At 33.5% G+C, this 23,358-nt stretch carries 24 protein-coding genes, 1 tRNA gene, 1 rRNA gene and 2 pseudogenes; 18 read left to right on the forward strand and 10 right to left on the reverse strand.

What is annotated here, in order from left to right:
- Positions 1-73 precede the first annotated feature (73 nt).
- Together rrf and QSG86_RS11435 are read left to right on the forward strand one after the other, a co-directional pair.
- Positions 74-188 (forward strand): 5S ribosomal RNA (gene rrf / locus QSG86_RS11430).
- Positions 189-381: 193 nt separating this feature from the next.
- The gene (locus tag QSG86_RS11435) at positions 382-693 is read left to right on the forward strand and encodes an ankyrin repeat domain-containing protein (RefSeq protein ID WP_317030373.1); all 312 of its coding nucleotides are present in this window, start codon (positions 382-384) and stop codon (positions 691-693) included.
- A gap of 140 nt (positions 694-833) precedes the next feature.
- On the opposite strand, the gene argF is transcribed toward QSG86_RS11435, so the two are convergent.
- Together argF and QSG86_RS11445 are read right to left on the reverse strand one after the other, a co-directional pair.
- Complete coding sequence (gene argF / locus QSG86_RS11440; RefSeq protein WP_317031608.1) at positions 834-1,754, reverse strand: ornithine carbamoyltransferase; 921 nt, start codon at positions 1,752-1,754, stop codon at positions 834-836.
- A gap of 108 nt (positions 1,755-1,862) precedes the next feature.
- Positions 1,863-2,510 carry a TetR/AcrR family transcriptional regulator gene (locus QSG86_RS11445; RefSeq protein WP_317031609.1) on the reverse strand — a complete coding sequence of 216 codons (648 nt, stop codon included), beginning with the start codon at positions 2,508-2,510 and terminating at the stop codon, positions 1,863-1,865.
- Between the two features lie 203 nt (positions 2,511-2,713).
- On the opposite strand from QSG86_RS11445, the gene prpB reads away from it, so the two are divergent.
- The 3 genes from prpB to QSG86_RS11460 all read left to right on the forward strand — a co-directional run bounded on the left by prpB (position 2,714) and on the right by QSG86_RS11460 (position 5,168).
- Positions 2,714-3,598: a methylisocitrate lyase gene (gene prpB, locus QSG86_RS11450; RefSeq protein WP_317031610.1), complete on the forward strand. Its 885-nt coding sequence runs from the start codon at positions 2,714-2,716 to the stop codon at positions 3,596-3,598.
- Between the two features lie 4 nt (positions 3,599-3,602).
- The gene (gene prpC, locus QSG86_RS11455) at positions 3,603-4,730 is read left to right on the forward strand and encodes a 2-methylcitrate synthase (protein ID WP_317031611.1); all 1,128 of its coding nucleotides are present in this window, start codon (positions 3,603-3,605) and stop codon (positions 4,728-4,730) included.
- Between the two features lie 204 nt (positions 4,731-4,934).
- Positions 4,935-5,168, forward strand: coding sequence for a hypothetical protein (locus tag QSG86_RS11460; protein WP_317031612.1), 234 nt, complete (start codon positions 4,935-4,937; stop codon positions 5,166-5,168).
- 324 nt (positions 5,169-5,492) lie between these two features.
- Here QSG86_RS11460 and QSG86_RS11465 read toward each other — a convergent pair whose 3' ends face one another.
- The 5 genes from QSG86_RS11465 to QSG86_RS11485 all read right to left on the reverse strand — a co-directional run bounded on the left by QSG86_RS11465 (position 5,493) and on the right by QSG86_RS11485 (position 7,394).
- Entirely contained in the window at positions 5,493-5,804 is a 312-nt protein-coding gene (locus QSG86_RS11465) for a TusE/DsrC/DsvC family sulfur relay protein (RefSeq protein ID WP_317031613.1), read from the reverse strand.
- A gap of 24 nt (positions 5,805-5,828) precedes the next feature.
- Positions 5,829-6,107 carry a DsrH/TusB family sulfur metabolism protein gene (locus QSG86_RS11470; protein WP_317031614.1) on the reverse strand — a complete coding sequence of 93 codons (279 nt, stop codon included), beginning with the start codon at positions 6,105-6,107 and terminating at the stop codon, positions 5,829-5,831.
- 14 nt (positions 6,108-6,121) lie between these two features.
- A complete protein-coding gene (locus QSG86_RS11475; protein ID WP_317031615.1) occupies positions 6,122-6,472 on the reverse strand; it encodes a hypothetical protein in 351 nt (116 codons plus the stop codon).
- Between the two features lie 43 nt (positions 6,473-6,515).
- Entirely contained in the window at positions 6,516-6,884 is a 369-nt protein-coding gene (tusD, locus tag QSG86_RS11480) for a sulfurtransferase complex subunit TusD (protein WP_317031616.1), read from the reverse strand.
- A 234-nt stretch (positions 6,885-7,118) separates the two neighbouring features.
- Positions 7,119-7,394, reverse strand: a complete 276-nt coding sequence (locus QSG86_RS11485) for a transposase (protein ID WP_317032565.1) — start codon at positions 7,392-7,394, stop codon at positions 7,119-7,121.
- Between the two features lie 410 nt (positions 7,395-7,804).
- On the opposite strand from QSG86_RS11485, the gene QSG86_RS11490 reads away from it, so the two are divergent.
- The 4 genes from QSG86_RS11490 to QSG86_RS11505 all read left to right on the forward strand — a co-directional run bounded on the left by QSG86_RS11490 (position 7,805) and on the right by QSG86_RS11505 (position 10,233).
- Positions 7,805-7,881, forward strand: a tRNA-Met gene (locus QSG86_RS11490).
- A 235-nt stretch (positions 7,882-8,116) separates the two neighbouring features.
- A complete protein-coding gene (locus QSG86_RS11495) occupies positions 8,117-8,329 on the forward strand; it encodes a cold-shock protein (RefSeq protein ID WP_317031617.1) in 213 nt (70 codons plus the stop codon).
- A 542-nt stretch (positions 8,330-8,871) separates the two neighbouring features.
- Positions 8,872-9,093, forward strand: a complete 222-nt coding sequence (locus QSG86_RS11500) for a transposase (protein WP_317032566.1) — start codon at positions 8,872-8,874, stop codon at positions 9,091-9,093.
- Between the two features lie 900 nt (positions 9,094-9,993).
- Positions 9,994-10,233: a hypothetical protein gene (locus QSG86_RS11505; protein WP_317031618.1), complete on the forward strand. Its 240-nt coding sequence runs from the start codon at positions 9,994-9,996 to the stop codon at positions 10,231-10,233.
- Positions 10,234-10,245: 12 nt separating this feature from the next.
- On the opposite strand, the pseudogene QSG86_RS11510 reads toward QSG86_RS11505, so the two are convergent.
- Positions 10,246-11,083 (reverse strand): annotated as a pseudogene (locus QSG86_RS11510) (IS982 family transposase).
- A gap of 760 nt (positions 11,084-11,843) precedes the next feature.
- On the opposite strand from QSG86_RS11510, the gene QSG86_RS11515 reads away from it, so the two are divergent.
- The 9 genes and pseudogenes from QSG86_RS11515 to aroC all read left to right on the forward strand — a co-directional run bounded on the left by QSG86_RS11515 (position 11,844) and on the right by aroC (position 20,945).
- Positions 11,844-12,149: a hypothetical protein gene (locus QSG86_RS11515; protein WP_317031619.1), complete on the forward strand. Its 306-nt coding sequence runs from the start codon at positions 11,844-11,846 to the stop codon at positions 12,147-12,149.
- 910 nt (positions 12,150-13,059) lie between these two features.
- On the forward strand, positions 13,060-14,064 hold the full coding sequence (locus QSG86_RS11520; RefSeq protein WP_317031620.1) for an NAD-dependent epimerase/dehydratase family protein: 1,005 nt from the start codon (positions 13,060-13,062) through the stop codon (positions 14,062-14,064).
- Positions 14,065-14,171: 107 nt separating this feature from the next.
- Positions 14,172-15,566: a class II fumarate hydratase gene (fumC, locus tag QSG86_RS11525; RefSeq protein ID WP_317031621.1), complete on the forward strand. Its 1,395-nt coding sequence runs from the start codon at positions 14,172-14,174 to the stop codon at positions 15,564-15,566.
- Positions 15,567-16,117: 551 nt separating this feature from the next.
- Positions 16,118-16,810, forward strand: coding sequence for a hypothetical protein (locus tag QSG86_RS11530; protein ID WP_317031622.1), 693 nt, complete (start codon positions 16,118-16,120; stop codon positions 16,808-16,810).
- Positions 16,811-16,964: 154 nt separating this feature from the next.
- A pseudogene (locus tag QSG86_RS11535) lies at positions 16,965-17,240 on the forward strand (lysozyme); the annotation flags it as partial.
- A 114-nt stretch (positions 17,241-17,354) separates the two neighbouring features.
- On the forward strand, positions 17,355-17,846 hold the full coding sequence (locus QSG86_RS11540; protein ID WP_317031623.1) for a hypothetical protein: 492 nt from the start codon (positions 17,355-17,357) through the stop codon (positions 17,844-17,846).
- A 314-nt stretch (positions 17,847-18,160) separates the two neighbouring features.
- Positions 18,161-18,535: a hypothetical protein gene (locus QSG86_RS11545; RefSeq protein ID WP_317031624.1), complete on the forward strand. Its 375-nt coding sequence runs from the start codon at positions 18,161-18,163 to the stop codon at positions 18,533-18,535.
- A 300-nt stretch (positions 18,536-18,835) separates the two neighbouring features.
- Positions 18,836-19,846, forward strand: a complete 1,011-nt coding sequence (prmB, locus tag QSG86_RS11550) for a 50S ribosomal protein L3 N(5)-glutamine methyltransferase (protein ID WP_317031625.1) — start codon at positions 18,836-18,838, stop codon at positions 19,844-19,846.
- Between the two features lie 13 nt (positions 19,847-19,859).
- Positions 19,860-20,945: a chorismate synthase gene (aroC, locus tag QSG86_RS11555; protein WP_317031626.1), complete on the forward strand. Its 1,086-nt coding sequence runs from the start codon at positions 19,860-19,862 to the stop codon at positions 20,943-20,945.
- A 134-nt stretch (positions 20,946-21,079) separates the two neighbouring features.
- Here aroC and thiM read toward each other — a convergent pair whose 3' ends face one another.
- Together thiM and QSG86_RS11565 are read right to left on the reverse strand one after the other, a co-directional pair.
- Positions 21,080-21,913 (reverse strand): hydroxyethylthiazole kinase, encoded by an 834-nt coding sequence (thiM, locus tag QSG86_RS11560; RefSeq protein WP_317031627.1) that lies wholly within the window; start codon positions 21,911-21,913, stop codon positions 21,080-21,082.
- Positions 21,914-22,051: 138 nt separating this feature from the next.
- Positions 22,052-23,206, reverse strand: coding sequence for a hypothetical protein (locus QSG86_RS11565; RefSeq protein ID WP_317032567.1), 1,155 nt, complete (start codon positions 23,204-23,206; stop codon positions 22,052-22,054).
- Between the last annotated feature and the right edge of the window lie 152 nt (positions 23,207-23,358).

Genomic DNA, 23,358 nt, shown 5'->3' on the forward strand with positions numbered 1-23,358 from the left:
ACCTCTGTTAATAACTCATTTGGTAGAAAACTTAGCAATAGGTAAGTCTAAGCAAGTATCCATAAACAGTTGTGCTGGCGACAATAGCAAGAGTGAACCACCTGATCCCTTCCCGAACTCAGAAGTGAAACCTCTTCGCGCTGATGGTAGTGTGGCGTTAGCCATGTGAGAGTAAGTCATCGCCAGCTCATTATTCAAAAATCCCTCAAGTAACCACTTGGGGGATTTTTTTGGCTGCGCTTTTCAACAATTCAGCTTCAGTATATTTCTGCTTGAAAACTAAAGTGCTATATTATAATGCATCTTGATCAGTGTGCTGTTTAGCTTGAGCAGCATATTCAAATGTACGTTAAGCTTCAATTTACTTGAGAGGGTTGAATCATGAAATTCAACGCATTTTCTATGCTTCCTGCAGATGAAGCGGAGCTTCATTTACCTGAATTGGTTTATTGGGCTTCTTTGGGTGATTTGAGTGAAGTAAAAAAGAGCCTTGCGCGGGGCTGTGATGTAAATAGCTGTGATGATGAAGGCTATAGTGCATTACAAGCTGCTGCTGAAAACGATCACCTTGCAGTTGTACAATATTTGATTACACAAGGTGCTGATCTTGCTTCCCAAGGAAAATATAATGCTTTAGAGTTGGCAGAAATGGCAGGAAATAATGCTGTTGTATGCTATTTAAAAGGATTATAAATAAAAGTGATTATTATATTAAAATGAAAAAATAATGATGACAGTGTTTGCGTGTTTTCTAGAAAATACAAATGATCGAAATTTGTTAATCGATAACAAAACCAGTATCAAACTGGTTTTGTTATACATAATCTTAATAATTAGTCTTTTTTCGCATTTTCATTGAGTAAAAACTCAACCAAAGCTTTCTGTGCATGAAGGCGATTTTCAGCCTCATCCCATACAACAGCATTTTTATAATCTAACATATTTTCTGAGATTTCTTCACCGCGGTGTGCAGGAAGGCAGTGCATAAATAAACAACCTGCATGAGCTAAACTCATGAGTTTTTCATTGACTTGATAGTCAATAAAAGCTTTTGCACGGATTTTTTGTTCTTCTTCTTGTCCCATACTTGCCCAAACATCAGTTACGATTAAGTCTGCATTGACTGCAGCATCTTCCGCAGTATTAACTAATTCTACGCAGTGTGCAAATTCAGATAGAAATTTTTCCTGTGGTTCATAGCCTTTTGGAGATGCAATTTTTAATTTAAAGCCCCACATGTGTGCTGCTTCGATATAAGAGTTACACATATTATTGCCATCACCAATCCAGGCAACCGTTTTACCTTCAATGGTACCACGGTGTTCAACGAATGTCTGAATGTCTGCTAATAATTGACAAGGATGATGATCGTCTGTTAAAGCATTAATAACAGGTACTTTAGAATAAGATGCAAAACGCTCAACAATTTCATGGCCAAAGGTACGAATCATGACGATATCGAGCATGCTGGATATTACACGTGCTGAATCTTCTATAGGCTCGCCACGACCTAGCTGGCTATCTCGTGAAGAAAGAAAAATTGCACTACCCCCAAATTGGCTCATACCAGCTTCAAACGATACACGTGTACGTGTGCTGGATTTTTCAAAAATCATCCCCATGACTTTGCCAACAAAAGGTTGAAAAACTTCATTATTATGTTGTTTTTTCTTGAGTTCGATACCACGTTGGATAATTTGGTTAAGTTCAGATGTTGAAAAGTCGCGTAAAGTTAGAAAGTGACGTAGAGCCATGTTTATTCCACAATAATTGCTGATAAAAACAACAATTAGTTGTTCATTGGTTAATAGGAAGGGTTAATATTTATAAATATACTATATAGAGAAAAATTGCAAAACAAACTAGCTCTTTTGATGAGCATATAGAAATAAATCGACACAATATGTGATGTAGTTGAGTGTTTCTTGATCGTTTTCGGTAACTGAAATATTCATTAAAATTTTCCATTCGATGTTACGTAAAATTCCAAAATAAAACTGCGCTGAATATAATGGATTTTCACATTTTAACAGCCCTTTTAGGTGTGCTTTCTTTAATACTTTAGCAATTGCCAGTTGAATTTGTCTTGGTCCGCGATCATGAATGTAATGAGCTAGATTAGAATCTCTTTGTGTTTGTTCTAAAATTAAGCGTAAAAAAGCAGTATTTTCTTCTTTTTTCAGATGTAGATGAAAATTCATTAAGGTATGAATAAGATAAAGTCGTATATCATTTACATCATGAGGCTCTGTTACACAAATATCTTGAAAAAACTGTTCTCGACGATAATCACAGATTGCAGTGAATAAACCTTCTTTATTACCAAAATATTTATAAATGGATGTCTTTGAACCACCTGCATGTTTAACGATATCATCTAAGGAAACTGCATCATACCCATATTCTAAGAATAATGTTGTTGCACTTTCTAAAAGTGCAGTGCAACGTTCATGCCCACGTTTTGTTTGTGGTATATCATGAGCATAAGCAGGTAATGGGATATCTGACATAAGAGCTAGACTAAAAAATGACTTTGTATAATTATATCAAAAATTAAATCTTTATTTATTTTAACTGCCTCTTTTCTGAAAATTGAATTAAATAATTCTAGGACTAAAGTTTTAGTTGAATCTGCTGTAGTGACAGTGTGGATAAATAAATTTATCGTTATACTCAAATTTCAATAATAAATGAAATACTGTGAAAAAGGATTATGATACAAACAATATCTGCAGGTTTAAGATTTAGACAGGCACTTGAAATTGAAAAGCCATTACAAATTATCGGTACAGTGAATGCTTATGCTGCGATGATGGCCAAACAAGTGGGCTATAACGCAATTTATATTTCTGGTGCAGGTGTTGCCAATTATTCTTATGGCCTTCCTGATTTAGGAATGACCAGTCTGGACAATGTACTTGAAGATGTTCGTCGTATTACCGAACGTGTTGATACCCCATTGCTGGTGGATATTGATACTGGTTGGGGTGGTGCTTTTAATATTGCACGTAGTGTAAAGCAAATGATTGCAGCAGGAGCTGCTGCGGTTCATATTGAAGATCAGGTGGCACAAAAACGCTGTGGTCATCGTCCTAATAAGGAAATTGTTTCACAACAGGAAATGGTTGATCGTATCAAAGCCGCTGTTGATGCTAAAACCGATGCAAATTTTGTGGTTATGGCACGTACAGATGCACTACAACAGCAAGGGCTACAAGCCGTGATTGATCGTGCATGTGCATGTGTAGAAGCGGGTGCTGATGCCATTTTTGCTGAAGCAATGACCGATATTAGTATGTATAAAACGGTTTGTGATGCTGTGGGTGTACCGGTATTGGCCAATATGACTGAATTTGGTGATACACCATACTATAGCGTAGATGAATTGGCGGCACAGGGCATTGCCATGGTGCTTTATCCTTTATCTGCAACACGTGCAATGCAAAAAGCAGCACTAGAAGTCATGCAGGCAATTCGTCAGGATGGTACACAAATTAATGTGCTGGATAAAATGCAACCACGCAAAGAGTTGTATGAATTTTTAGATTATCACACGTTTGAAAATACTTTGGATAAACTATTTAAGCAGGAGCAATAATCACATGGCTGAAGGAAAAGTACTGACTGGCGCAGGATTGCGTGGACAAGTCGCAGGCAAAACAGCATTATCTACAGTGGGCAAGAGTGGGGCCGGTTTAACCTATCGTGGTTATGATGTGCAAGATCTTGCAGAGCATTGTCAATTTGAAGAAGTCGCATATTTAATTTTCTTCGGTGAATTACCGAACCAACAACAATTAGATGCATATAAAGCAAAATTAAAGTCTTTGCGTCAATTGCCAACAGCATTAAAAGAAGTTCTTGAACGTATTCCTGCTGATTCACACCCGATGGATGTGATGCGTACAGGTGTGTCGATGTTGGGGAATCTGGAAACTGAGCAATCTTTTGCAGAGCAACAGGATGTAGCGGACCGTATTTTAGCGACCCTGCCTGCGATGATTTGTTATTGGTATCGTTATAGTCATGAAGGTATCCGTATTGATGAAAATACCGATGATGATTCGATTGGTGCACAATTTTTACATTTATTACATGGTGAAAAACCGAATCAGTTACATGAACAAGTCATGAATGTTTCATTGATTTTGTATGCAGAGCATGAGTTTAACGCTTCGACCTTTACGGCACGCGTGTGTGCATCAACGCTTTCAGATATGCATTCATGTATTACTGGTGCGATTGGTTCATTGCGTGGTCCATTACATGGTGGTGCCAATGAGGCTGCAATGGAAATGATTGAAAACTGGACCTCACCAGAAGAAGCTGAGCGTGAAATGCTGGCTAAACTGGAGCGTAAGGAAAAGATCATGGGCTTTGGTCATGCGATTTATAAAGACAACGATCCACGTAATGGCATCATTAAAATTTGGTCAGAGCGTTTGGCACAGGATGTGGGTGATACAACGCTTTATCCAGTATCGGTTCGCTGTGAAGAAGTGATGTGGCGTGAGAAAAAATTATTTTGTAATGCCGACTTTTTCCATGCCTCTGCCTATCATTTTATGGGGATCGCAACCAAGCTATTTACCCCGATTTTTGTGATGTCACGTGTTACAGGCTGGGCGGCACATGTGATGGAGCAACGTGCAGATAACCGTATTATTCGTCCAAGTGCAGACTATACTGGTTATGAGTTACGTAAAGTGCTACCTATTATGCAAAGATAATATTGCTCAATTTCAGCTCATAAAAATCTCATCAGAGATTTTTATGAGCTAGTGGTGTAATTATTTTTAATACTATGAAAGTAAGAGGATATATTTTTGATTGGATGTTTAATCATTAAACAAATAGTACAATAAAAAGTATCTTCTATTGTAAAACAGTGGTAAAAATAAAAATAAAGTGCTGAATGAATGTAGGTTAATAGTATGAAAACCACAGTTAAATATGTCGTATTAAAAAATTTAGATTATCAACTGGGCACACCATTATTTCAGGAACAAATTGAGGCTGATGGGCAGTATTTTGATCAGATACCTGCGATTATTTCATTCCAAAATCATCAGTTTAAAGTTAAAAGTAAAGAGCTTAAACGTGTTTATCTTGTTGAAGAGCAAGAAGAGCATCAAACCATCATTGTTAAAGTAATTGCCTTGATCTAACGATTTATTGATCTAAAATGCTATTGATATGCTTTAGCATGAATTCTTAAATTAATCCGAATCATGTTTAAGAAAATAAGTATTTTTCATCTTAGGTTTAATTGATTATTATGATCGTGATCAATTGATTGATCTGATCATGATGAAAATTGAATTAAAATAAGTACTAAAATTGTACTTATTTTATTCTTTTAAATAAAAGATATCAGCTATGATCAGGATGAATTAAAATTAAGTAAAACATAATTGATGAAAATACACGATATTACTCATAATATAATGAGATAACCCAAGTAATACCATCGTAATGGCATTACTTTAAAATTATAAACAATTGGCTGGTTTGGGTATTCCTGCTAACCGACTTAAGTGTCTGGCAACCAGACCAGTATTAAATTTCTCTTGTAATAAGCTATTATTAATTTCAGGACCTATTGTTTTGATTAAAAACTTAATTAATGGCCGTGTTGCAGGGGCATGTCCAAATTGTTGATAGAACGAGCGTACAGCATATAATATCTGAAAATGCCAAGGTGTGAGTTCAAGGTCTAAGTTGCGGGCTAGGGTCTGAGCGACTGCTTCATTCCAAATGGTATAATCAAGTAGGTGTCCATCTTGATCAAGCTCTATATTCATGATGATCCCAAATTTGTCGATGTTTTATTTTAATGAAATACAACGTTGATGTTGTAAACAAAGCTCTGCAAAAGCATGATATTCAATCACATGTAGATTGTGCGGATTTAAATTGAGTAGAAGATCTGAGTCATTTTGTAGAATATAAATTGCCTTAAGCTGCTGTAAAAAAAAATGATGAACAAATTGTACTGCATCACCCATTAACACGATTTGATCATTATCACTGTATAAGGATTGGAGTTTAAGTAATGCTTGTGGTGTTGCTGCAAAATTAGATTGAATTAAAAAAAGATTTGACATCAGTAACCTCATGCTTACCAGTATAAAATATGATCAAATTGGTTAAGGAAATTAGCATCAAAATCAATCCACTCAATTTCATGTTGTGTCTGTATTATAGCGGGTAAGTTTTGGTGACATTGTTCTATATAAATTGGAGTAAGATCATAAAATTCAAAGCTATCAACTAGATTAGAGGCTAATTTAAATGCATGCTTAAATTGATCAAATTCTAGTTGTGATTGAAGTAAGCTAAGTGCAGCGTCTTGAAGTAAAATTTTCACATTACAACCAAAAGTTGCCAGCACCATTGTTGCCGATAGACTTTCGTGAACTTGCAAATTATTTAGGTTAGACTGAGTTAAAACTACAAGTACAGATTTCACACCATTTACCTTTTAAAAGTAATAAACTCGGAAATATAAAAAATTAGAATTGTATGAGATGATTGGCAGTTTGTACTGCATCGGCAAGTTCGCCAAGTCCAACCAATTCAAAACCAGCGGCTAAGTTGTGTTGATGGATTTGATGACGTTTAGCATTGTTTTCATCTGTGATACCGCGTGTTAGTGCAGCACTTACACAAACAGGTAAACGTATATTAAGTTTTTGCCATTCTTTTTTTAAATTACGCTGGTCATCTGGTATCCACTGTAAATCGTTTGCAACATAGACACCATCTTGATAAAAGAAAACACTAAACTGTTCATTTTTATCTTGTAAAGCTTTGGCCAAACCTAAAGCATGCCATGCATGAATAGAGGTGGGTGAGGAGGTAATGAGTAGTAAAGTATTCATTAAAATTCACTGAAAATAATCATGTTTCTTTGTATGAGAGATATAAACTTCGTGGTAGAAGGTAGTATACAATGATTTTAAGTGCCATCTAAATAAATTACATTATTATTTTAAAAAATATTAATAAATTGATATTTAAAAACAATGGCTTATTATTTTTTGTAATAAAAAACACTGTAACTTTTTATTAGGGTTTGTTGACATTTTATGATACTGGCCAACTCAATATACTAACTAAAGCAACTGAGTTCTTATGGTTGTGCTTTTTTTAAATAAATACCTATCTATATATAGCTTACTAGATTGAGTATTCAATTTCTTAGTAATATTTGTTCCTGTTTGAGTATTTCTAATTTTCTCTCTAAGTCTTTTTGAATCAAAACTCTTATCAGCGCGCAATATTTCTGTTTCTTTTAAATCTAAAGCATTAATTAAATCAGGTGTAACTTTCATATCATGGGGTGTGCGATTAACGATTATAAATTCGATAGGATTTCTATTTGCATTCACAGCCAAATGAATTTTACAGTTATTTCCAGTAATACTTTTGAAAATAGATTATTTCTTTAATTCCTGTTACATGTTGGCGTGCTCTGACATGACTCGCAGCAATTAAGATCCACTCTAAATTAGCACGAGAAGATCGTATTTAAATATATTTAGTAACTGAATACGGTAGAAGATGGCTTCAATAAATAATTTCAAATTATATTTGAGAGAAATATCAAAATTAACGAGAATAGCTTTTAGCTTAGACCAGCATTGTTTGAAGTATAGCGAGAAATGAATTGGGTTTGGCGATTGAATTTTACTTTCTTGCTATTTTTTGAATCATAAAGGTCAACAGGTTCTAATTTATTATATAAATTAAATAAAGTTTGCTTTGTTGTTTATTAGGGCGTATAACGTCTACTTGTCGATGCGGGATGGAGCAGTCTGGTAGCTCGTCGGGCTCATAACCCGAAGGTCGTTGGTTCAAATCCAGCTCCCGCTACCATAGCGTTTTTTATATTCAAAGTTTATAGCCTAATCATCACTGATTAGGCTTTTTTTATTTAAACTAAAATATATGTAGGTATTTATTCTATATGTGTTATAGTGGATTTTCACTAGAATTATAATTTTAATTATTTACTAATTTTATCTTGTTTAGATTTATGTCTTTCATTTTATTAAAAGTTAATCTTAAAAATTATTTTCTAATTATTGTCATATAATATAGGAAATAAACGATGTCTAATTTAACAACGGGTACAGTAAAGTGGTTTAATGATACCAAAGGTTTTGGATTTATTGCTGCAGATAATGGCCAAGATGTTTTTGCACATTTTAAAGAAATCCGTTCAACTGGTTTCAAAACATTAATCGAAGGTCAGCGTGTAGAGTTTAATATGCAGCAAGGCCAAAAAGGTATGCAAGCAAGTGATATTGTTGCTATCTCATGATTATCTTCTTGGTCGAAGTTAAAGATCAATTCAATCAAAAGTATTCTGTAAAGGGTACTTTTCATCACAGCATAACAGAGATTACTAAGTCTAAAGAAAATATTAAATTTATTACGATTGACAATGAAAATATTAAACCTAGTTTTGATTTACATTTTCATAGTATAGATTCTGGCAAAATTTTTAGATTAGTTTAATTTAATTTATTATTTTAAACGCTGTTATCTTATCTTTGGATCGAATCCGTAGGCGAAACGGAAGTGTTTAGGGTGTTAACGGAATTGCGTATTCTCTTTAATAAAATATTTTAATAGTTTATTGCCCTTAAACAGTTAACGCTGAGTATGAAATCGCACCATACCGATCTGGGAAGTCCACAGTTATTGTGGGCTTTTTAATTATTTAAAAAATATATGCTAGTGTAAAGTTTTAACTTAAATTTTAGCTATAAACCTCTTTGATTTCAGCAATATCTCTTTGAACTGATTTTAAATATTTAATTGTTGCTAATTTTACATAAGCTCAAATATGAGTGAATGATGATGAATATGTCTAATGGCTGGACTACAGCCAAAGCAGTGAATGGTGATATCATTCGAATCAAGATTATTCCTTTTGAGAAGGAACAAAATACGATTTTAGGTAAAGTTCTTGTCGAAGTGTCTAAACAGATTCAAATGGAGTCTGGAGAAAAATTTCATTTCAATTTGGATGGACGATCCTTTTTTATAGGAACAAACAGTTTATATAAATTGGTTTGTTAATCGATTTATAAAATAAAAAGTATAGCAATGTAAGTTTTTTGTTTTTAAATTAAATAGTGCTTTTTAATACTGGTTATTAGGTTACTATGCTTAATCATATATGAGTAAATTTTTAATGAGTAGTGATAGTACTGATGTAATGATTAGAAAAAATAATCTTAATCCACCAGTAATTTTAGTTGATGCATATTCACCTAATCGAAGACGTAATAAAAAAAGTAATAAAAGAAATCAGAGACAGCAGATTGAAACTATAAATGTAGGAAGGTGGCTTCTCATTATTTTTACTGTTTTAATAATATCATTTTTTGCAGTTGGCTAATTTATTGTTCCATAGAATCCCAAATAGTGTTTCAGTGTATTCTTTTTGAACACAGGTATCTATTTGTATCTCATAAAGAAATAAAGCATTAGATTAATATAATTATTCTGATAAGGCTTATCAGATATTAAATTGTAAAATTATGCTAAATTTTAATTAAAATATATTGATCTAAAATAATCATCTCAATCAATAAAGTAAATTAAATCAAGATTTAATCCGAATTTTTTTTGTATTTCGCCTGAAATTATTTTTATTAATGGAAATCCAAATGAAGCAATACAGTTAAACTAAAAGTGCAAGTGCTTAATGCTGTTAATAATTGTATTAACTCAATCCGTATCTAAAATGATAGCTCATGTACCTTTGGGTAATGCTGCTGACTTTGAGTTTACGGAATGAGGTGGTTTTTTTGAAAGTATATTAAATGGCAATGATTATTAATTATTATTTAATAATATTATTATGTAAATTAAATAAAGTTTGTTTTATTGGTGGGTAAGGCGCATAATATTGGCGCTGTATTTTATTATTGTAATTTATTTTAAAGAGAGTCATAGTTAAAGAGAGTTATGGTAGTGTCAAGTCAATATGAGATTTCTATAATCCGACAAAAAATGGGCTGGTATGCGGCAAGAGATTCAAGTGATCAATATATTCTAGTTGAAGCCATGGGACATCATTTTGAATTACATGATAAATTGATTGTTAACGATGGGATTGTGTGGAATATCACTCGTAAAGAAGAAACAAGCTCAATTATTCACAATTATACTGATCGCACAAATGCTGAAAAAATATTGAAATCATTAATATAATCCGAGTCCTGTTTAAGCCAATGATTTAATAATTTTAATTGTTGGCTTATTCTGCTGAGTTAATTGATAGGCATATAACATGCATAAATCCCACTCAAAAAGCCTGAGCTACTGCTAGCTCTACTTATCACCAAATGGTATTGACCTTTCAATAGACTGAATAATGCTTCTATTTTATTACGCTGTTTTAAGTGATATTTATCTGATTCACAGAGTTGAACAGGCTGCATGCTTTTTCGATGCTAGGTAATCAAATTAAGATCTTGATCTGTCAATTTACTCTTTAAATCCTGACTAATATCGCCACGATCTGCATAAAGCTTTGCTTCTAGGCCCTCAATCAAATGCTCCAGCATTTTTATGTCAGCCATGTGTCCATTGGATAATGCTGAACAAACGATTTCACCAAGTTGATTCATCAACATATAATTTATAGCCAAGAACTGGCCGATTGAGCTTTTACCACAAGAAGCAACTCTGGCTTATGATTTATGGCGTTGAATCTGTTGATTTGTACAGACCGGTAAAGTGGTTCAATCGATCCATAAATATGGGCTATTTTGACTTTTCGTGAAAGCCACATGTAAAGCATCTAATACCAATTGGTGTATATTGATTAGATGAATACATGGTAAATATTTGAATAAATATCTCTTATTTTGCTCCAATCATGTGAAAAATGCTTTGAAATTGGTAAATGAGCGCATGTATACCCAATGACAATAAAAGTGATTTCTGAAATACTTAAGTGAGCTGTTCGGACGCTTGAAAAACGATGGTGTTGCTTAAGGAATTGCCAATAAGTTGCTTTAAATTTAAGAAAAAAATCATCAATGATGCAAATCTGCAATTCGGATTAATATAGAGAAATTAAGCTCATGAATTACGATTCTCACTGCTCTATGAGCTTTTAACGATTAATAAAAAGCCTACATCCTCTCCCAAAGATGTAGGCTAAACTGTTGGTTAACTCATTATTTTATTTCGTTATCTGTTATTATTATTTATCGAGTATGTCAATAAATTAAATAAAATGGAAATCATAGTCACAATTTTGTTAAAAAATACCAAGTTGAGCAGTTGGAATATCTACTTGATTGCCTTATTAAAAATGATCCATCAGCTTAGTTTAAGATCAGGCTTGCTTTTATTAGTTTAATTGGATGTTATCAAATGAAATCAATAAGTATTAATAGTCATTAGATGAAATAATTGATCAATACCCGTAATTTATCAAAAAACTAGAAATAAAAAAAATCGCGAATAAGCGCACTGTTTAAAGCAAGTTAAAAATATTTAGAAGTTGAAAAATACTATTTCAATAATTAGAACAAAATTTTATTGAAACTGTTGCTAGGTCATTGCTCTATTAGTCATGGCTGTTAATGATGATCAAGTGGAAACATCAACTGATGTTTATGGTAATTTATTAGTGACTATTGAATAAGATAGTAGATCGTGTTATTCCTCTAGGAATTCAAGGTAATTTAAAGTAGGACTATTCAGTAGCCAATGAAATTAAAGGGAAATAAATTTTAATCATTATTGGTTTCGATCGATTTGCTTTTTCTTATTATTATTTTATAAACGATTTAATCGGACGAATTTTTATGAAAAAAATACTAGGTTTACTATTAACAATTGGCTTGATTGGCTGTAGTGGAAATGCTGAACAAGCTAGAGCTAACCTTGAAGACCAGGCTGTTTTAAATGTAAAGGAAAAATTAAATTATCCTGACTCAGCCCAATTTAGAAATCAAAAAGGCACTTGTGGTGAAGTAAACTTTAAAAATGATAAAAATGAATTTATTGGCTTTAAAAAATATATAGTTGTTCAGGATATGGTAATTATTGAAGGTGATAATAATAGCGTATTCGAGCAGCAATGGAAGAAACACTGTGTAAATTCTAATTAAAAAAAAATAAGGCCATCTTCGGATGGTTTTATCATCTAAGTGCTAGATTAAATTTACAAAATTAAAGTTCATCACAATACAACCATAAGAGTAATCATCGATTGCATAGACCTTTTTTAGTTAAACTTGAATTGTTACCATTCCTCTAAATACTGCTGGTTTATACTTATTGCATAGTAAAAATATAATGAGTAAATCACGATATATTTATAAACTAAAAGTGAAACGATTCAACTCATGACTGAATATGGCTATTCTGTCTAGATGTGGTCGTGCATTTAGAGCTATTGTCGCATAGCAATGATAAATACTGAAAGACGGTAAACCTTTATATAATAATATGGATGAACATGAATTTTTCGACGTATAGAAAAAAACTCTTCACCTTAAAGTAATTTTAAACAGACTGAAGAGCAACGAAACATCTTAAAATGAAAGCATTATTTTCACATCATTCATCATATTGATTTGTTGCTTAAGGCTCCTGATTTAGCTGATTCATTATTGAGAAAACTTTAACTGAATGAATAGAGAATAAATCAAATTTCTAATCAATTCTCACAAAAAAATAGCTGAAAAATAAGATAAAAATGAGCGCAATTATACATGGATCAATTTATGGATTTTTATTTTAATATGCTAACTGATATGACTATCGATTAACATCAATAATATTTTAAATAAATGAATTAATTTTATTGTAAATGAAATACAGTTGATAACTAGAACTACAACACATGTAATATTTTAAGTAGATAAAATAATATCATAATGCTCTTACATATTAACCGATTCAAGAGAAATTTTGAGTCGGTTTTCTGCCTCTATCATCTATGGATAACGCTGTAAGAACATCAAAAATACACCAATAGTCTGTAAGTTGTTGAGTAATATTAGGAGCGTCTAAACAATGATTTTAGTGACAGGTGGATTAGGCTTTTTAGGTTCACATATTGTATTAAGCTTGATCGCTCAAGGTCAAGAGGTTGTTATTGTTGACAATTTGTCTACATCTAATATACAGATATTAGATCGATTACAATATATTACACAAAGATATGTGCCTTTTACCAAAGTAGATATACGTAATACACCCGCGTTAATTAGGGTCTTTGAGCAATATTCGGTAGATACTGTTATTCATGCAGCAGGATTTAAATCAATAGAAGAGTCTATTTTAAAACCACTGGAATATTATAATGCAAATGTTAGTTGTATATTAAGTTTATTGCGAGCAATGCAACAAACGGGTATACGTAATTTAGTTTATTTATCTAGTTTACAAATTTATGCGGAGTCTAGTTTAACATTAACAGAAACAACGCCATTTGAATATCGTTATGATAATCCTTATATTAAATCACAACAAATGATTGAACAGATCATGACGGATACCTTTGCGACTGACTCTGAGTGGAACATGGTGAGTTTAAGGTTGGGAAATGTTGCTGGTGCATTTGAACATACGGTATTGGGAGAGATGGTTAATCCTTTGCCTAAAAGTATAGTTCCTTTAATGATGCAGGCTGCAATGGGGATACGTGAAGTTATTGAAATAAGAACCAAGAAAAATGATATAGCACAAAGTTTACAGCGTAGTTTCGTTCACGTTTTAGATGTCTGTCATGCTGTTCATCGTACTTTGGCATGGTTGACTCAGCAAACGCATGCTTTGGCCTTTTTTAATATTGCTGGAGAAGTGATTTCTATTGCTGAATTAGTTGAAATTACAGAACAAGTTACTAAGAAATCGATTAAAACCATAGTAGTTCCATGTGGATTTCAAGAAATCGAACAGGTGGGGAGTGCGAGTCAGAAGGCAAAAGATATATTGGGTTGGTATGCTCAGCATTCAATCGAAAAAATGATTGAAGATCAATGGTGGTTTTACAGTCAAAATTTAAATATTAATTAATAACAATTATCATTTACAATTGTGTATTAATCTCATAAAATTTTAGCCTAGCCATAGCATCGTGTCTTTGCTAAAGCCAAGAATGAAGGATCAATTAGAGGTAAAATATGAAAACACGTATTGAACATGACACTATGGGTGAAGTCCATGTACCTAGTGATGTACTCTGGGGAGCACAAACACAACGTAGTCTAGAAAATTTTAAAATTGGTCATGAAAAGTTACCACGTGCTATGATTCGTGCGATGGGGCTAGTTAAAAAAGCTGCGGCGAAGACGAATGCTGAATTACAACAAATTTCACCACAACTTGCACAATATATTATGCAGGCTGCAGATGAAGTCATTGCTGGAAATTGGGATGCACAATTTCCATTAGTGGTTTGGCAAACAGGTTCAGGTACACAAAGTAATATGAACTGTAATGAAGTGATTGCTAATATCGCGAATCAAAAGTTAGGTCAGGCCCTAGGTACGCAGCAGCCAGTACATCCGAATGACCATGTCAACCGTGCACAATCTACCAATGATTCATTTCCTACGGCTATTCATGTTGCAGCAAGTATACAAATTAATGAATTATTGATCCCAGCAGTAACGCAACTACGCGATACGTTAAATCAAAAATCTCAACAATTTTCAGCGATCGTGAAAATTGGTCGGACACATTTACAAGATGCAACTCCTCTAACTCTAGGTCAAGAATTTAGTGGTTATGTCTCACAGTTAGATCATGGTTTAAAGCGTTTAGAACAAGCATTAACAGGGCTTTATGAATTACCTTTAGGCGGGACTGCAGTTGGTACAGGACTAAATGCACATCCTGATTATGCTGTAAAAGTTGCACATGAGTTAAGCATTTTGACGGGATTACCTTTTGTAACTGCACCTAATAAATTTGAAGCATTGGCTGGACGTGATGCTGCTGTATTTGCTTCTGGCGCATTAAAAACATTAGCAGTGAGTCTAAATAAAATAGCCAATGATATACGCTGGTTAGCGAGTGGTCCACGCTGTGGTTTAGGAGAGTTGAAAATCCCCGAAAATGAACCTGGTTCAAGTATTATGCCTGGTAAAGTTAATCCTACACAAAGTGAGGCAATGACGATGGTCGTTGCTCAAGTATTGGGTAACGATACGACGATTGGTATCGCTGGAGCATCAGGTAATTTTGAACTTAATGTTTTTATGCCTGTGATTGCATTTAATCTATTACAATCGATTCAATTGTTAGGTGATGCGTGTCATAGTTTTAATATCCATTGTGCTATGGGGATAGAACCTAATCTTGAAAAAATTGATCATTATTTGCATGATTCATTAATGTTGGTGACGGCATTAAATCCAGTCATTGGCTATGAAAATGCTGCTAAAGTTGCAAAAACAGCATACAAGGAAGGAAAAACTTTAAAACAAGTTGCGGTTGAGTTGGGGTTAGTCACAGAAGCCCAATTTGATCAAGTAGTTAAGCCAGAGAATATGGTTTCAGCAAATATTAAGTAATTAATATCAAGATAGCAATCATGGCGTAAATTGACTAAGCAATGATTTTATCGATTTAATTCTTGGCTTAATTAGAATGATTGAATTGATATGTTGATCATTATGGTTCTACTTAAAAAAACCTAAAATACTATAAGTTTTAGGTTTAACTACATGATCTCGTCTTTTTTACATGAGGATGGTAAAAGAACTCATTCATAAAACAGAGTCTTCATTACTCTTTAATATCAAGGTAAGTATTGGGCTTGTCGTGTTTTTGTGTCATTGATAGCTCTGGTTTTATTGTTACTTATATTGATTTATTATTGATGATTTTGCTTGGGTTACATTTTCTTTAACAGATTTACCTTGTGTTGGTCTTGATACTGCTGCTTTAGGTAGTCGGGTCGCTCAAGGTATTTTCTGAAACCTTAAATACAATAGATGAATGAAATTTAAAATGATGTAAATTAGAAAAATATTTCACATTCAATATTAGATATATTAAAACACATCTTCGAGTGGCTTTTCTTTTATCCTATTATGGCGTAGATAATCTAATAAGAGAATTTATGAAAAAATTGTGGTTACTATTAGGTTTTTTGTTTTCAAATCAAGCTTTTTCAGCAGACTTGCAGTGTCTAAAATCATTTGAAACTTTTAAAAATATACAAGATGAAGGTATAAATGCTGTAATAAATGGCACTAACGATGATATTAAGGCATTTGGTGATCAATATGATTATTCTGGGCTATTTAAAAAAAATCATGCTGGAAAGAGTTACTGGATTGATGAAGATGTAGCTAAAACATCACTTTTGATTATGGCTTCGAGTTTTAAAAATGGAGAAGCAGAGATTGTTAATTACACATTTAGTGAACCTAAAGCTAATTTTATATCAAGTATTGGTGAAGTATGTGTAGTACCAATGCAGTCAACCAGCACATATTTAGAGGATGAAATGACTACCAATGCTGATGTTATTTTTATAAGAGACTTAAACAGTAATCAGTGGCGCTTATTTACATATTATGGAAGTGAAAAAAAAGAAGATTTTAATGAATTTTTTCCAGATTTTCCTAAATCTGTAAAGCTTTCGGCTTCTTCTACAACATATAAGTCAGGGAATAATTTAACATCTATTGATTACGCAAAAATACTTTATAAAAAAATGGCAATGGATATACCTCCAGAAGTTTTACATGACTTACAAAAAAAGCAAGAGGAAACTACATTGAGAAAGAAAATGAATGGATTTAACTAATTTAATTAAATGATGAGAATACCTCTCTTGTAACTTATCTCTTATTTCAGGGATAAAAGGATTTTTAATTTGATCTAATAATATTAAAAATCAATGCTAAAATTATATTGATCTTATGATTTTAAAGAAAAATTCTGATCTGCGATTTGGGTTTAAGATTTATATACGGAATGATTTAAAGATATTTGAGTGCACTGTAAATGATGCTATCACGGGGGTATTAACACAAAACCAATTTGATGCATTGGTATTACTGACCTACAACATTGGCTCGGGTGCATTTAAAAATTCCACATTCCTTAAAAAATTGAATGCTGGTGATATTAAAGGCGCGGCCAATCAATTTGATGTCTGGGTCAATGCTGGAGGTAAACGATTACAAGGATTAGTTAATCGTCGCGCAAAGGAGAAGGGGTTGTTTTTAAGTTGATTCACGCGTGATAATTGCTAAAATACGCAACACTTTAAAACACTGTTTTTCTAAAGTTTTGATAGGCTTTTAAAAAATTTATTAGAAACAGTTACTTATATTAGGAAATTTTCAATGCTCGATATTTATTTAACAGATGCCAAGAAATCGATTCAATTTAAAGATTATCCCGGGGAGCATCCTGTTAAATTTATTTTAGATTTTAAAAAGATTTTTCCTAGTGTTATGGAGTTATTGCTTCCGGTTTTACCAGAAAATGAAAATTTAGAAGAAATGCAATGGGAATCGACTCGTCATGATTTTGAATGTTTTCAACTTTTATTAACAGGTTGGGGAGTAATAGAGTTACGTTTAGCCACGGTTGTAAAGTTTAAGGATAAATCATTTGCAGATCAAATTGTTGTTTCTGCACAAATGCAACGTAAGCAATTTGCAAAGGCACATGCTCAACTTAAAAGTATTGAGTTAGATTATTTAATGATGCATGAAATCCATGCACGTATTGATGCTGAATTGATAGAGGTAGGTGAAAAATTTTATTTACCAATATTACGTAATTTATGGAAAGATAAAATATCTACACAAGTAATAGAAGCCAAAATTTGATTATTGTTCGATCATAGCTGGAGCAATATATAAAAATATGCCAGTACAACATAGACTGGCTTATTTTTAACTTAAATATAAAAATAGAATAATCTCGCCAGTCTTATAACATCGGTGGTCTAATAAACTGATAAACATCTATAGTTTGCTTGGTTTAATCTTTTATACTGGCTCTGACAGTAACTCTATTCGTAGCTTGATTTGTATATCGGTAGCCTTTTAACCTGTTATCTCTTTTATTTTTATAAAATGCACTGTATGGTAAAAAAATCGGCTAAGCTTATGCCATTAGATTTATTTATGGTGCGTTATAGATGTCAAAACATAGTCCGAAATTATCGCCACTTCAGGAATTGATTGCTGAACAAAAATTGTTATGTGAAGAGGTTGAATCTGCTTATATTGAGGTGAGTGGTGATGATGTTGTGGCTGTGGCAACACAAACACTCAATCAAGAGCCAATTGTTGGAATTCGAAAAATTGCAGAAGGTCCTGAAAATGTGAGTTGGTATATTTATGGTGGTGAATTACCAGATGGCGATGCAGTTTTTTCAACGATGACCATTAAAGAATTACAGGAAATTATTCCAGAAGTATTACCATATTTGGCTTTAGATACGGGTTATCGCTTTATGATCGATAGTGATGATTATGAGGATGTATGGAAAGAAAGTGATATATCTGAATAAAATATGATTACTTACACAGTCATGATGATGATCAAAAGTGAGCAGTAAAGGAAAAGATTAAATCTTTTCCTCTGAAACTGATGCTATAACCGCAGTAATCATAAAAAAATTATGACTTTGAAAACGTTGTAGTTAATATTTTTAAGTGCAATGATTTTCAATATATCAATGTTATTATGTTCGCAAATTAAAAGCTTTAAATCGTTTAGAAAAATTTGCTCTAATGCGATAAATCCTTACTAAATGATAAGAAAAACAAGGTATCATAAGTCGTTTAAAATAATTTTGGAGAGACCTTAAGTGGATCGACCGACTATTAGCCCTGAACATTTACAGGAAGCTGCTGAAAACTTAACTACTATTCGCGATTTTATTCGCTTTGGTGTTACGGCATTACGTCAATACGATGCGCACTTGGGTCAAGGGACAGAAGATTATTTTGCTGAAAGCTCAGCATTAGTGTTACAAACTTTATCATTGGATTGGAATGCTGATGCTGAAATCTTGGCAGCCAAATTGTTACCCAGTGAGAAAGCTGAGTTTTTAGCCTTATTAGAACGCCGTATCAATGAGAAAGTACCTACGTCTTATTTACTGAATTTAGCTTATTTTTGCGCAAAGCCATTCTATGTTGATGAACGTGTTTTGATTCCACGTTCACCAATTGCGGAATTGATTGACAATCGCTTTGCACCCTACTTTTTGGATGAAAATGGTAAAATGGGGGCAGCAGTCAATAATTTACCTGAAAATCCATCTCCTAAAACACCACAACGTATTTTAGATATGTGTACCGGTTCTGCATGTATTGCCATTGCTTTAGCATATGCATTCCCTGATGCAGAAATTGATGCAACTGATATTTCTAAAGATGCGTTGGAAGTAGCGCAAATTAATACGGAATATCACCATAAACAATATCAATTGGCCTTATTGGAATCTGATTTATTTGCCAAAATTCCAGCTGAAAATCAATATGATTTAATTGTATCTAATCCACCTTATGTGGATGCTGAAGATATGGCAGATTTACCAGAAGAGTTTCATCATGAGCCAGAGTTAGCTTTGGCTGCAGGTCAAGATGGTTTGGATCTTGTGCGGAAAATGCTTGCTCAAGCAGCAGATTATTTGACTGAAGATGGTTTAATTGTTATTGAAGTCGGTAATTCAGAATGGGCAATGAAGCAAAATTTCAATACCATTGATTTTTATTGGTTACAATTCCAAAAAGGTGGTACAGGTATTTTTGCATTAACTGCACAACAATGTCGTACTTTCCGTGATTTATTCATTCAGTCTGTTCAATTATAAGGAGGTATAAGCTATGGCAGGTAACAGTATTGGTCAGTTGTTCCGTGTAACCACTTGCGGTGAGTCTCATGGTGTTGGTTTAATGGCTATTGTTGATGGTGTTCCTCCTGGGATTGAACTTTCGGAAGCAGATTTACAAACGGATTTAGATCGCCGTAAACCGGGGACCTCTAAATTTGCGACACAACGGAAAGAACCAGATGCTGTTGAAATTATTTCTGGTGTATTTGAAGGCAAGACAACGGGAACCTCGATTGGTTTATTGATTCGTAATACAGATCAAAAATCAAAAGATTATGGCAATATTGCACAGACATTCCGTCCGGGTCATGCAGATTATACCTATACGCAAAAGTATGGTTTTCGTGATTACCGTGGTGGTGGTCGCTCAAGTGCACGTGAAACTGCCATGCGTGTTGCTGCGGGAGCCATTGCTAAAAAGTATCTTTTAGAGCAGTTTGGTATTTTGATTCGTGGGCATGTCACACAAATTGGTCCAGAAAAAGCACACCATTTGGACTGGGCTGAAGTATCAAATAATCCATTTTTTTGTGGTGATGCTACAGCAGTACCACGTTTTGAAGCATTGGTTACATCGCTACGTGAACAAGGTACAAGTTGTGGTGCTCAACTTGAAATTATTGCTGAAAATGTACCTGTAGGCTGGGGTGAGCCAGTATTTGACCGTTTAGATGCCGATATTGCGCACGCAATGATGTCAATTAATGCCGTGAAAGGGGTGGAGATTGGTGATGGTTTTGCTGTTGCTGAGCAGTTTGGTCATCTTACGCGTGATGAATTAACCAGTCATGGATTTTTAGCAAATCATGCAGGTGGAATTTTAGGTGGAATTTCAACAGGACAGGATATTCGTGTAGCAATTGCTTTAAAGCCAACAGCATCAATTACTACGCCAGGTAAAACAATTAATATTAACCGTGAGGATGTTGATGTTTTAACTAAAGGTCGCCATGATCCTTGTGTCGGGGTACGTGCGACTCCAATTGCAGAAGCAATGCTGGCGATTGTTCTCATGGATCATTTTATGCGACATCGTGCACAAAATGCAGATGTTATTGCACCATTTACAGCTATTTAATCGTGAATAATGAAAATTCATTATTAATCTATGGGTATAATTTAAAACATTAAATTTTATAATGCCAAATACTTATCATATGCTATCGCTCTAGCACATGATAAGTATTGATATTAACCAGCAAAGTGATTTTTTTATTCTAAAATCTCTATATTGATATATTGTTCAATCTTTGTTGGATTTAAACAATAAATTTGATCTAAAAATTCCACATTAAAATGTCCCACGGTTTGAAATTTTTCAAAAGCCAATTGTCCAGCAATTGAAAAGTGTACATGTGCTGCAATCGTAGCAATGGTCGTATTTGTAACAGCTGTATATGCTGCAATTAAGGCGCCTAAGGCACAACCTGTTGCCGTAATTTTAGGTTGTAAAAATGATCCACCATTAATTTTAATTACATTATTCATTGCTTTCGATAAAATAAAATCAGCTTCACCTGAAATAGCAATACATGGTGAATATTGAAGTAATACTTTGGCTTGTTGGTAAACATCAGTACTATTGAGTGTACTATCGACGCCTTTTGATTGAATTTGATGACCTGCTAGTGCACAAATTTCAGAAGCATTACCACGAATAACGCTAGGTTGTAATGTTATAAGCTCATCAATGGTCTGTGAGCGCCACGCCAGTATTGTGCTATAACCTACAGGATCAAGTACCCATGGTTTTTGATTTTGTTGTGCTGCTTTTGCCGCAATTTTCATTGCTTGTATTTGCTCTGTGGTAGGGGTACCTGTATTGATACTCAGTGCATGGGCAGCATGGATAAAGTGACCTGCTTCAAAAGGATTATCAATCATCGCAGGTGAAGCACCTGCAGCCAGTAAAATATTTGCTGTATAATTGGCTGCAACAGTATTGGTAATGCAATGGATGAGAGGATGTTGTTGTTGTAATGCTTGCCACGCTTCTATGACCTCAGCTGTGATCATTTTGATTTGTGTTGAATCAGAACTAGACATAAATTATTTGTCCCATTAAATCATATGTTTTTAGCAGTAATATTGGTTTTAAATTTCACCTAAGGAAATGATTATACTCATGTCATAAGCATGGGTTGTATGTTGCTTGATTGATGAGTAGCTTAATTTAAATTCATATTATTGAGTGAAATAATGATCTTGATGTTTGCAGTCATCGCAAAATAAAGAGACATAATTTCCCGCATCATAATCGATGGATAGGTTGGTTGAGCCGCAATGCATACAGCGTTTGGTAGAGTAAAATTTTAATCGTGGTTCAATTTTTTTCCATACACGTGTAAGTGGTTGAACAAAAATGGTTTCATCATAACCTAGAAAGTGAAAAAATAAGATTTGACTCATTTTGCTGAGTGGTAAGTTATAGGGTCTCGGTAATATAAATGTTTCCCATTTTTCTGCTAAAGATTTAGTACGATATTGCGCTAAGGTTTTTTTTAATAGGTTGGTGTTGATAAAATTTTCATTACGTGGTTGTAATACTTTTTGTTGATATAAGTATTCTAAGGCATTTTGGATTAAGTAATAGATTTGACCTAATGCCAGCACATCCAGTAGCCGAAAACAAAAAATCTGAAAACTCTTATTACCTGCAATATTGATTTTCCACATACGGCAATAAAATTGCATAAATTGAATGATTTCTTGATAAAGTAGATGATATAAAGCATCTTTAACCTCCTCAGCACTCTTAAATGGCACGCCTAATGTTAGATTTTTATAGAACCAATGTCTGAGTTGTTGGGTGATGCTAAATATACTTGGTTCACCATAACCATCTAAACGAACATTTAGGTAATATTGATGTGATTGATTATCGTGGTCCTTGGAAATCAGGATATGATCATGGATTAAAGATTTCATTAAATGCGATTGATATAAATAATTTGGCGAAATCGCTTGATATTTATATACATCCCAGTCTATAAACTCTGGATATGTCGTATGCTCTTGAACGGAATCATCTAAAAGGCTTAATAAGAATAATTTATGAATAAAACTCAATTTACTCAGTTCAATTTCTGTTGAAATGCTTCGTTTAGATTTGCGAGTTTCTTGTAAGCGTGTTTCTCTGAGTAGCTTTTTTCTTTTTGATGTGCACTGTTCACAGTGGCAATTATATTGATTTTCTGCGTAAATTTGGTGTTTACAATGACTGCATTCGTGAAAGTGTACTGGTATATCGTATTGTTCTGCTTCTACCCAATACATTGATGCACGGCACAGTGGGCATTGTACACTTTCATCGAGTTGTTTTTGAATGATTTGCAGCATATCTGGTGAGTTAAAAGATGATTCGTTCATGATTATACATGTTTTTATTTATAAAATATGCTGTAGTTGTTGAGAAGCGTGGATTGTAATTATTAAAATAAACTGGAAATTTTAAGTGTGTGTCCTTATTAAAATAAGCCCATCGCAGTGTT

Source organism: Acinetobacter sp. SAAs474 (assembly GCF_032823475.1).
Classification (GTDB): Bacteria; Pseudomonadota; Gammaproteobacteria; order Pseudomonadales; family Moraxellaceae; genus Acinetobacter.